Genomic DNA, 9,257 nt, shown 5'->3' on the forward strand with positions numbered 1-9,257 from the left:
GCGATCCGCGAAGGTGGCCGCACAGTTGGCGCCGGCGTGGTCTCCAACATCACTGAGTAAGTCGCACCTTTGTGTGATTGGTAAGGCGGATCATGATCCGCCTTACGCGCTATAAAACGCAGGTCGATATCCAATACGACAAGCGAAAAGAACAGACGCGATGAGGGGGGTCGATGCGCGATCCTCCTCCTCTCCGCTCTAAAGACCCGAATAAGGGAAATCGATACATGGCCATCCAAAGCCAAAACATTCGCATTCGGCTGAAGGCGTTTGACTATCGTGTGCTGGACGCGTCCACACAGGAAATCGTCAACACCGCCAAACGCACCGGCGCGTCCGTCCGCGGACCCATCCCGCTGCCGAACAAGATCGAAAAATTCACCGTTCTGCGTGGCCCCCACGTTGACAAAAAATCCCGCGACCAGTTCGAAATCCGCACGCACAAGCGTCTGCTCGACATCGTTGATCCGACCCCCCAGACCGTAGACGCGCTGATGAAGCTCGACCTCGCCGCTGGTGTGGACGTCGAGATCAAGTTGCAATCGTAAGGAGGGTATAGATATGCGCTCTGGAATTCTCGCAAAGAAAGTCGGCATGACCCGGCTGTTCATGGAAGACGGCAAGCAGATCCCTGTGACCGTTCTCCAGTTGGATGGCTTGCAGGTTGTTGGCCAACGTACTTCGGACAAAGACGGCTATACAGCGGTCACATTGGGTGCAGGTAGCCCCAAGGTGAAGCGCGTCAGCAAAGCCATGCGCGGCCACTTCGCCGCTCAGAAAGTGGAACCCAAGCGTAAGCTGGTTGAGTTCCGCGTGACCGAAGACAACATGATCAGCGTCGGTGAAGAAATCATCGCTGAGCACTATTTTGATGGTCAGTTTGTCGACGTAACAGGCACATCCATCGGTAAAGGTTTTGCCGGTGCCATGAAACGTCACAACTTTGGCGGTTTGCGCGCGACACACGGTGTTTCGATCTCACACCGTTCGCACGGCTCGACTGGCCAATGTCAGGACCCCGGCAAAGTTTTCAAAGGTAAGAAAATGGCCGGTCACATGGGTGCTGCCCGTGTCACAACGCAGAACCTGCAAGTTGTGCGCACAGACAGCGACCGTGGTCTGATCATGATCAAAGGCGCCGTTCCCGGCTCTAAAGGTGGTTGGGTGACTGTTAAGGACGCGGTTAAGAAACCGTTCCCTGACAATGCAATCCTGCCCGCTGCTCTGAAATCAGCCGCAAGTGCCGCCGCACCTAGCGACGACGCTGCTGAGAACAAGGAAGGTGACGCATGAAACTCGATGTCATCAAACTCGACGGCGGCAAAGCCGGTTCGGTAGATTTGGACGAGACTCTGTTTGGCCTTGAGCCACGCGCCGACATCCTGCACCGTGTCGTCCGCTGGCAGCGTAACAACGCTCAGGCGGGTACGCACAAGGTCAAAACACGGTCCGAAGTTAAATACTCGACCAAGAAGATCTATCGCCAGAAGGGCACCGGCGGCGCACGCCACGGCGCGCGTTCTGCTCCGATCTTCCGCGGTGGTGGTGTTTACAAAGGTCCAGTGGTTCGTTCGCACGGCCACGACTTGACCAAGAAGTTCCGCAAACTCGGTCTGCGCCACGCGCTGTCTGCCAAATTGGCAGCTGGTGAATTGGTCGTCATCGAAGATGCGTCGACGTCGGGTAAAACCGCTGCTTTGGCCAAACAGGTGAAAAACCTTGGCTGGAAACGCGCGTTGATCATCGACGGCGCTTCGGTAAACGAAGACTTCCTCGCCGCGTCCCGCAACATCGAAGGCTTGGATATCCTGCCAACGATGGGCGCAAACGTATACGATATCCTAAAGCGTGACACTTTGGTGATCACGAAGGCGGGCATCGAAGCACTGGAGGCTCGATTGAAATGAGTGCCAAGGCAGAACATTACGACGTGATCCGCAAGCCGATCATCACTGAAAAAGCGACAATGGCCTCTGAAGCCAATGCCGTGGTCTTTGAAGTGGCGATTGACAGCAACAAACCGATGATCAAAGAGGCCGTTGAGGCGCTGTTTGGTGTAAAGGTTAAGGCTGTGAACACGACCATCACGAAGGGCAAAGTAAAGCGCTTCCGTGGTGCGTTGGGTAAGCGCAAAGACGTCAAGAAAGCATACGTGACGCTTGAAGAAGGCAACACGATTGACGTGACCACCGGCCTGTAAGGTCTCGGTTAAACGTTGAAGGTTTTGAACCCCGGCTGCGAAAGTGGCCGGGTTTTTTTTGTTGTGCGACTATGGTGTGAACTTCTATGTTCGAAATACTATCATATTTCTATCTGGATTTAGGACGGTACAAATGAAGCTCGAACATAATTTCTTTAATCGTTTAAAGACCGTGAGTCCGCTGCTCCACAAAACCTTTATTCTTGCAATTGGAAGCGCAGCTGGCTTTTCATTATTCACGATTGTAAACGGTGAGCGGCCTGTTGGTGAGTTGTTATTTTTCATTGGTTTTTGTGTCGTTCTATATGCCATATCTACCATCTTTGCGGCAGTAACTAAGACGGAACGTGGAAAGGTTATCTTTTCTGCTTTAGTGTTAATTGTTTCATCCCTTGGGTACGTGGTTCTTAATTTTGACACGTTATCAAAAACGTTGTCAGCACCATCAGTTCAAGTCAAAACCACATGGTGTGAATACATGAGTTTTGCGTGTGTGACCCAGAGCGTTGAAGGAAGTGTCGTCTTGGAAACGATTGATCAAACTAACCCAACCGCTGCGGTTTCGCCTGAAGGGAGTAGCAATAGGGTATTTTTTATGTTTTCGGGAAATGTGAGTCGGGATAATGATATTAAGCCGTATCTGATTAAGCTCTTGAAATTTGATTGGAATGGGCAGGAGTTTTTATCAGGAGGGAAGCGAACTAAAGACGCCGATGGGTACAATGAAGTTCGGTATTATTTTGAACAAGACCTAGAGACAGCGCAACAATTGGCAACTGACGTAAATTTTGCTGAACCACCCAAAGGTCTTGGCAAAGACTTGAGGATCGTCAAACTAGACCCCACTGGCTATCCTCTTGCTCGTATTGGCGACTTGGAGATTTGGTTGAGCCAATAAAAGTGTGGTAGTGAAAGAATATTGGCAACGAATCCGCAACTGACATTTTAGATCAAGGGTACGAGGGTGTTTTTACTCAGCGGGAATTAAGTCGCTGGCGCCAGGCGAGCACCTGCCCGTACCTGCGGGTCGGCGCTTTTTCTAGCTTCAAACTCCGCAATGACTAAAGGAAGTATGCAGCTACTATAAAGTGGCAATGCGCTGATGCTATTGCGCCAACACACGGGCAAGCGCGCGCCCGGCTTGTGTCGCTTCTGTTGAAACGTGGGCTTTTTGCCCTGAATCGCTTGACCCCAACCTGCTACCTTTATACACGCAGCCATCGGCAGAGCCCCGGATTCGTCCGGGGTTTTGTTTATGGTCTTTTGGTGCGTGCAAGCACACACCCTACGGCCAACCAAGTCGGGCACCTACGGGGGCCTATAACCATGGCGGGGCAACCCGTCACATATAGCAAAACGGAAGACAGCAAACATGGCACTCAAGTCGTATAAGCCGACGACGCCGGGCCAGCGCGGGCTGGTACTGATCGACCGTTCGGAGCTTTGGAAAGGCCGCCCGGTCAAATCCCTTACTCAGGGTTTGACCAAATCTGGCGGACGGAACAACACCGGACGGATCACGATGCGCCGCACAGGCGGCGGGGCAAAGCGTCTCTATCGTATCGTCGATTTTAAGCGGAACAAAGTTGATGTGGCGGCAACCGTCGAACGCATCGAATATGACCCTAACCGGACTGCGTTTATCGCGCTGGTCAAATACGCCGACGGCGAGCAGGCCTATATCCTTGCTCCGCAACGTCTGGCTGTTGGGGATCAAGTGATTTCAGCCGCAAAGGCAGACATCAAGCCCGGTAACGCGATGCCCTTCAGCGGCATGCCAATCGGTACGATCATCCACAACATCGAACTGAAGCCCGGCAAGGGCGGTCAGATCGCACGCGCCGCGGGCACATATGCCCAGTTTGTTGGCCGTGATGGTGGTTATGCTCAGATCCGTTTGTCTTCGGGTGAACTGCGTCTGGTGCGTCAGGAATGCATGGCCACTGTTGGTGCTGTGTCGAACCCCGACAACTCGAACCAGAACTTCGGTAAAGCGGGCCGCATGCGTCACAAGGGCATCCGCCCATCTGTGCGTGGTGTCGTTATGAACCCGATCGATCACCCACATGGTGGTGGTGAAGGTCGCACATCGGGTGGTCGTCACCCTGTGTCGCCTTGGGGTAAACCGACCAAGGGTGCCCGTACCCGCAACAAGAACAAAGCGTCGCAAAAGCTGATCATCCGCTCGCGTCACGCCAAGAAGAAAGGACGCTGATAGATGTCTCGTTCTGTTTGGAAAGGCCCCTTTGTCGACTCTTATGTGTTGAAAAAGGCCGAAGCTTCCCGTGAATCGGGTCGCAACGAAGTAATCAAAATCTGGTCGCGTCGTTCGACGATCTTGCCCCAATTCGTGGGTCTGACGTTTGGCGTGTACAACGGCCACAAACATATTCCCGTGAACGTGTCCGAAGAAATGATCGGCCAAAAGTTTGGTGAATATTCGCCCACGCGCACCTATTACGGTCACGCGGCTGACAAGAAGGCGAAACGCAAATGAGCAAGGATAAGAATCCACGCCGCGTTGCGGACAATGAAGCAATGGCAAAGACACGCATGTTGCGCACGTCTCCGCAAAAGCTGAACTTGGTTGCGCAAATGATCCGCGGCAAGAAGGTGGACAAGGCCCTGACGGACCTGACGTTCTCCAAAAAGCGTATCGCAGCAGACGTTAAGAAATGTTTGCAGTCGGCCATCGCCAACGCTGAAAACAACCACAATCTGGACGTTGACGAACTGATCGTTGCCGAAGCCTGGGTTGGTAAAAACCTGACCATGAAACGCGGGCGTCCTCGGGCGCGTGGCCGTTTCGGCAAGATCATGAAGCCGTTCGCGGAAATCACGATCAAGGTGCGTCAAGTTGAAGAAGTTTCAGGGGAGCAAGCCTGATGGGAAATAAAGTAAACCCGATTGGCATGCGCCTGCAGGTGAACCGCACGTGGGACAGCCGCTGGTATGCCGACACTAAGGATTACGGGAACCTTCTGCTTGAAGACCTGAACATCCGTAAGTTCATCAAGAAAGAATGCCATCAAGCGGGTGTTGCCCGTGTGATCATCGAACGTCCGCACAAAAAGTGCCGCGTTACGATCCACACAGCGCGTCCCGGCGTCATCATCGGCAAGAAAGGTGCAGACATCGAAGGTCTGCGCAAGAAGCTGGCGAACCTGACGGATTCCGAACTGCACCTCAACATCGTTGAAGTTCGCAAGCCGGAATTGGATGCAGCACTGGTTGGTGAATCCATCGCACAGCAGCTGGAACGCCGGGTGTCTTTCCGTCGCGCCATGAAACGTGCGGTACAGAACGCCATGCGTATGGGTGCCCTTGGTATCCGTGTGAACGTCGCGGGCCGCCTTGGTGGCGCCGAAATCGCGCGGACCGAATGGTATCGTGAGGGCCGCGTGCCTTTGCATACTCTGCGCGCCGACATCGATTACGCCCACGTCGAAGCGACAACGGCCTATGGTATCATCGGGATCAAGACTTGGATCTTTAAAGGTGAAATCATGGAGCACGACCCGCAGGCACGTGATCGTAAAGCACAAGAACTCCAAGACGGCCCAGCACCTCGCGGTGCCGGCGGTCGTCGCTGATAGGGAGGCGATACGATGCTACAACCAAAGCGTACCAAATTCCGTAAGCAGTTTAAGGGCTCTATCAAGGGTCTGGCAAAGGGCGGGTCTGACCTGAACTTTGGGACTTACGGCCTGAAAGCGATCGAACCCGAGCGGATCACCGCCCGTCAGATAGAAGCCGCACGTCGTGCCATGACGCGTCACATGAAACGTCAGGGCCGCGTCTGGATCCGTATCTTTCCAGATGTGCCAATCACAGCCAAACCTATCGAAGTTCGTATGGGTAAAGGTAAAGGCTCGGTCGACCGTTGGGCGGCCAAGGTTAAACCCGGCCGTGTGATGTTCGAAATCGACGGTGTGAATGATGACATCGCGCGTGAAGCGCTGCGTCTGGCCGCGATGAAGCTGCCAATCAAAACACGCGTCGTCGTTCGCGAGGACTGGTAAGTCGATTGCGCCCGTAAGGGCGCAATTAGTGCGCGGCAGGGTATTTGCAAAGCAAATGCACGAGAGCAGCACTCGGTAGACATTGAGAACCCCCGGTGCGAAAGCGTCGGGGGTTTTTGTTTATTTTAACTGTAATTCTGATTCTTTTTTCAGAAACTTTGAGTCAATTGCGGAGTTTACTTGGCGATGTCTACTGGCATTGGTATTTAGCGGAGCAAGGAGCTCATGCATAATTCTATAGCGAGGAATGTGTATGGAGTTCTGGACCACCCTTAGAGAAGCAGAATTGAACCTGTTCGTTATGTCCGGCAGCGGATTGGGCGCAGTGCTTTTAGCTTTGGTTGCATTGGCCATTGTTCTGCGTAGTCGGGGCGGCGAAAGCCTGTCTAACTTGCTCAAGGTTTTACCTTGGGGAAACAAACGCAACGATTGATGAACTGACACAGCGCGGAATCAAGGCCGCAGGCCGCCGCGCCATCGACAGGCCGCCCCCCGGCATGTCGATTGGTCTGCCGTCAGTGCGATGCCCAGAGCGAAGATGTGGTTGGTTATCATAAAGTGCTGCCGTTCATAGGTGGGATCGACACACCGCGGCCTGTCGATGACGCGGCTTGGTGGTGGGTGGCAATCGGCCCCTAAACGGCTAAACTAGGCCAAACGCCCCAACCTAAAGGCCACGCACATGAAACAAGTCCCCAAGCCCACAACAGACGAAGACCTGATCAAAGAGTTCCTTGCCAAAGGCGGCGAAGTCAAAAAGGGCAAGACCAAGCCGATGCCTGACGATTTGGGGCTGTCCAACAACCAATGGGGCAATAAGCTGACCAAAGAGGAAAAGGCCGCCAAGAAAGCCCTTGAGGACGCGCGCAAGGCCGCCCCAAAAAGATAAACGCCACAGAACTGGCCCAACAAAAAAGACCAGCGCTGCAACGCTGGTCTTTGTCTTTTCAAACGAGGCTGTAAATCAGCTGTCGATGTCTGAAATCAGATCTGGGTTTTTGACAAGGTTGCGCACGCCGTGGGCTTTGCGCTCGTCAAAGATGTTGGCTTTCATCCATTCCGCAACGGACCCGATGTACACCTTTTTGACTTCGGGGCGTACGGACCAGCTGACCTGAATAGGCGACGCTTTTTCATTGTACGATGGACCCGTGGTCGAACCGTCATATGTGATTGGCGCGCCTGTGTCGGATGGAATGTTGAGCGCCTGATGATAGCCGTCGACTTCACCAATCTCTGTGAGGTTCACAAAATCCTTGGCCGTTTTGTCGTTGACCAACACATACACTTGCGTCTCAACGCGCAATTGCGGGTTAATGATAGCTTCGCTTAGGCACGCGCCAAGTGTTGGGCCGGGGGTGATCTGAGCAGTGGTGTGAACATAGTGCACCTCGATCGTGTCACCGGGTTCAAGCGCACCTTTTTTGCCTGTGGGGCCGACGGGGTAATCAACGGGGGCCAGTTCGGACTCGGTCAGGTCGCCGTCATAGGCAAAACCGCTGTCATAGCCTTTGCCGTCGCCGTTCCCCCGATAGGTCGTGAACTGACCGCCTGAATGCTCGGCGCCTTTGTGGAAGTGGATATTGCACAGGTTCATTTCACTGGCGGCTGGGGCCGCGTTAAAAGCACGTTGGTTGTCGCCGCCCAAAGTATTTAGGTCGCGTGGCGATTGTGGGCCATACCCTTTGCCAGCGGTTTCCGCTGCAAGGGCCGCACGTTGTGCGGCGATCACATCATCACCGACGGGTTGGCCGGCAGCGGACAATATGGTTGTGGATGCTAAAAGGACTGCGGCGGGCAGGGCCAAGCGCGAAATGAACATGATGTTTCCTCCGATATTTTTCGGGCACAAAGGTGCGCCGTTAAATCCGTAGAAAACTAGCATGTCCCTGCCTGAGCAAGTCAACGTTTTGTTAACTTATTCCCAGCCGTAGTTGAACGACACGGATACACGTTCGTCTTCGCTCATGTTCATGGGCACCTCGTGGCGCAGCCAGCTTTCCCACAACAGCACATCGCCCACAGCAGGGCGGGCATAATGAAAGGTCTGTAAATCCTCGGGCGCGTCCTTGAGCCGAGTAGGGGCGGCCATCATCATTGCCAGCCTTGGGTCTTCCAGCTTTAGCGCATTGGTGCCTTCGGGCAGGGCCACATATGTCGTGCCAGAGATCACCGAATGGGGATGAATGTGGCCGGTGTGGATGCCGCCTTCGGGCAGGATATTAATCCAGATGCTGTCCAATTTCAGCACCTTGTCGCCCAGATCAAAGTGGCATTCTTTTGCAAAAGCCGCGACGTGGGCATCAAGCGCCTTCACCATGTCTGCAAAAATGGGGAAACGCCATGGCAGGTCCGTCAGAGACGCATAAGACGTGTAGCCGGGAAAGCCCTGTGCCTCGCACCAATCTTGGCCTGCCTCGTCGTCTTCGGCAATCGCGTAACAAGACGCAGTTAACTCGTCCGCGTCGACCTTTGGGTCGAGTTCGGACAGGGCGGCATGATAAAGGCGGGTGGCAAAAAGAGATTTGATCATAGCAACCCTATTATCGAAGGCCCGCAACGCTGGCGATAGGCAAGTGATGTGCCGCGTCTTGTTTCTAGACTGCATATCCGTCAAATATGACCTGGTTCGATGATCAGAGGCCTTTGATGACACCGCAAGACCGCCAAGACGCTGCCGCCCTTTTTGTTCTACGCGTTGGGTTGATTTGGTTCATTTTCTTGTGGGCCGCGCACAAGATCATCTTGCCCAATCAATACCGATCGCTTGCGCGCAACTTTGATGGCGTGGATCCGTCGGTGTTTCAGGTCTATGGCCTTGCCGTTGGGCAGATTGTGTTGTGTGTTCTGGCCTTGGTGGGGATCGCGCGGCTGTATTCATACGGTGCGCTATTGATGATGCACGCTTTTACGGTGTCGCGGCGTTGGGAGGGGTTCTTGGACCCATTTGCGCTGAATGAACGCGGCACTTTTCCCATCCACCGCAATCAGGTGATCGACTTGGCTGTACTGGCTGCTTTCATAGCGCTTGTTCT

15 protein-coding genes are annotated in these 9,257 nt (G+C 53.9%); 13 read left to right on the top strand and 2 right to left on the bottom strand.

Annotation, left to right across the window (positions count from 1 at the left end; translation table 11 throughout):
• The first annotated feature begins 233 nt into the window (after nt 1-233).
• The 12 genes from rpsJ to ABJF76_RS15470 all read left to right on the top strand — a co-directional run bounded on the left by rpsJ (nt 234) and on the right by ABJF76_RS15470 (nt 7,111).
• Nucleotides 234-548, top strand: coding sequence for a 30S ribosomal protein S10 (gene rpsJ, locus ABJF76_RS15415; protein ID WP_108838874.1), 315 nt, complete (start codon nt 234-236; stop codon nt 546-548).
• A gap of 13 nt (nt 549-561) precedes the next feature.
• Complete coding sequence (rplC, locus tag ABJF76_RS15420; protein ID WP_413821716.1) at nt 562-1,293, top strand: 50S ribosomal protein L3; 732 nt, start codon at nt 562-564, stop codon at nt 1,291-1,293.
• The gene (rplD, locus tag ABJF76_RS15425; RefSeq protein WP_413821717.1) at nt 1,290-1,907 is read left to right on the top strand and encodes a 50S ribosomal protein L4; all 618 of its coding nucleotides are present in this window, start codon (nt 1,290-1,292) and stop codon (nt 1,905-1,907) included. Before rplC ends, rplD begins: the two co-directional genes overlap by 4 nt.
• Nucleotides 1,904-2,200, top strand: a complete 297-nt coding sequence (locus ABJF76_RS15430) for a 50S ribosomal protein L23 (protein ID WP_413821718.1) — start codon at nt 1,904-1,906, stop codon at nt 2,198-2,200. The genes rplD and ABJF76_RS15430 overlap by 4 nt, the downstream gene beginning before the upstream one ends.
• 133 nt (nt 2,201-2,333) lie before the next feature.
• Complete coding sequence (locus tag ABJF76_RS15435; RefSeq protein WP_413821719.1) at nt 2,334-3,098, top strand: hypothetical protein; 765 nt, start codon at nt 2,334-2,336, stop codon at nt 3,096-3,098.
• Nucleotides 3,099-3,572: 474 nt separating this feature from the next.
• Nucleotides 3,573-4,415 carry a 50S ribosomal protein L2 gene (gene rplB / locus ABJF76_RS15440; RefSeq protein ID WP_413821720.1) on the top strand — a complete coding sequence of 281 codons (843 nt, stop codon included), beginning with the start codon at nt 3,573-3,575 and terminating at the stop codon, nt 4,413-4,415.
• A 3-nt stretch (nt 4,416-4,418) separates the two neighbouring features.
• Nucleotides 4,419-4,697 (top strand): 30S ribosomal protein S19, encoded by a 279-nt coding sequence (rpsS, locus tag ABJF76_RS15445; protein ID WP_025059469.1) that lies wholly within the window; start codon nt 4,419-4,421, stop codon nt 4,695-4,697.
• Nucleotides 4,694-5,086: a 50S ribosomal protein L22 gene (rplV, locus tag ABJF76_RS15450; RefSeq protein WP_413821721.1), complete on the top strand. Its 393-nt coding sequence runs from the start codon at nt 4,694-4,696 to the stop codon at nt 5,084-5,086. The genes rpsS and rplV overlap by 4 nt, the downstream gene beginning before the upstream one ends.
• The gene (gene rpsC / locus ABJF76_RS15455) at nt 5,086-5,793 is read left to right on the top strand and encodes a 30S ribosomal protein S3 (RefSeq protein WP_413821722.1); all 708 of its coding nucleotides are present in this window, start codon (nt 5,086-5,088) and stop codon (nt 5,791-5,793) included. Before rplV ends, rpsC begins: the two co-directional genes overlap by 1 nt.
• Nucleotides 5,794-5,808: 15 nt before the next feature.
• Nucleotides 5,809-6,222 (top strand): 50S ribosomal protein L16, encoded by a 414-nt coding sequence (gene rplP / locus ABJF76_RS15460; protein ID WP_413821723.1) that lies wholly within the window; start codon nt 5,809-5,811, stop codon nt 6,220-6,222.
• 253 nt (nt 6,223-6,475) lie between these two features.
• The gene (locus ABJF76_RS15465; RefSeq protein ID WP_413821724.1) at nt 6,476-6,655 is read left to right on the top strand and encodes a hypothetical protein; all 180 of its coding nucleotides are present in this window, start codon (nt 6,476-6,478) and stop codon (nt 6,653-6,655) included.
• Between the two features lie 249 nt (nt 6,656-6,904).
• Nucleotides 6,905-7,111 (top strand): hypothetical protein, encoded by a 207-nt coding sequence (locus ABJF76_RS15470; protein WP_413821725.1) that lies wholly within the window; start codon nt 6,905-6,907, stop codon nt 7,109-7,111.
• 75 nt (nt 7,112-7,186) lie between these two features.
• Here ABJF76_RS15470 and ABJF76_RS15475 read toward each other — a convergent pair whose 3' ends face one another.
• Both ABJF76_RS15475 and ABJF76_RS15480 read right to left on the bottom strand, forming a co-directional pair.
• Nucleotides 7,187-8,044 (bottom strand): delta-class carbonic anhydrase, encoded by an 858-nt coding sequence (locus ABJF76_RS15475; RefSeq protein ID WP_413821726.1) that lies wholly within the window; start codon nt 8,042-8,044, stop codon nt 7,187-7,189.
• A 96-nt stretch (nt 8,045-8,140) separates the two neighbouring features.
• A complete protein-coding gene (locus ABJF76_RS15480) occupies nt 8,141-8,755 on the bottom strand; it encodes a TIGR02466 family protein (protein ID WP_413821727.1) in 615 nt (204 codons plus the stop codon).
• A 116-nt stretch (nt 8,756-8,871) separates the two neighbouring features.
• Between ABJF76_RS15480 and ABJF76_RS15485 the strand changes: the two genes are divergently transcribed.
• The coding region (locus ABJF76_RS15485) for a hypothetical protein (RefSeq protein WP_413822611.1) at nt 8,872-9,257 on the top strand (386 nt) is incomplete at its 3' end.

Origin of the sequence: Tateyamaria sp. (assembly GCF_039940735.1) — a bacterium.
GTDB lineage: Bacteria > Pseudomonadota > Alphaproteobacteria > Rhodobacterales > Rhodobacteraceae > Tateyamaria.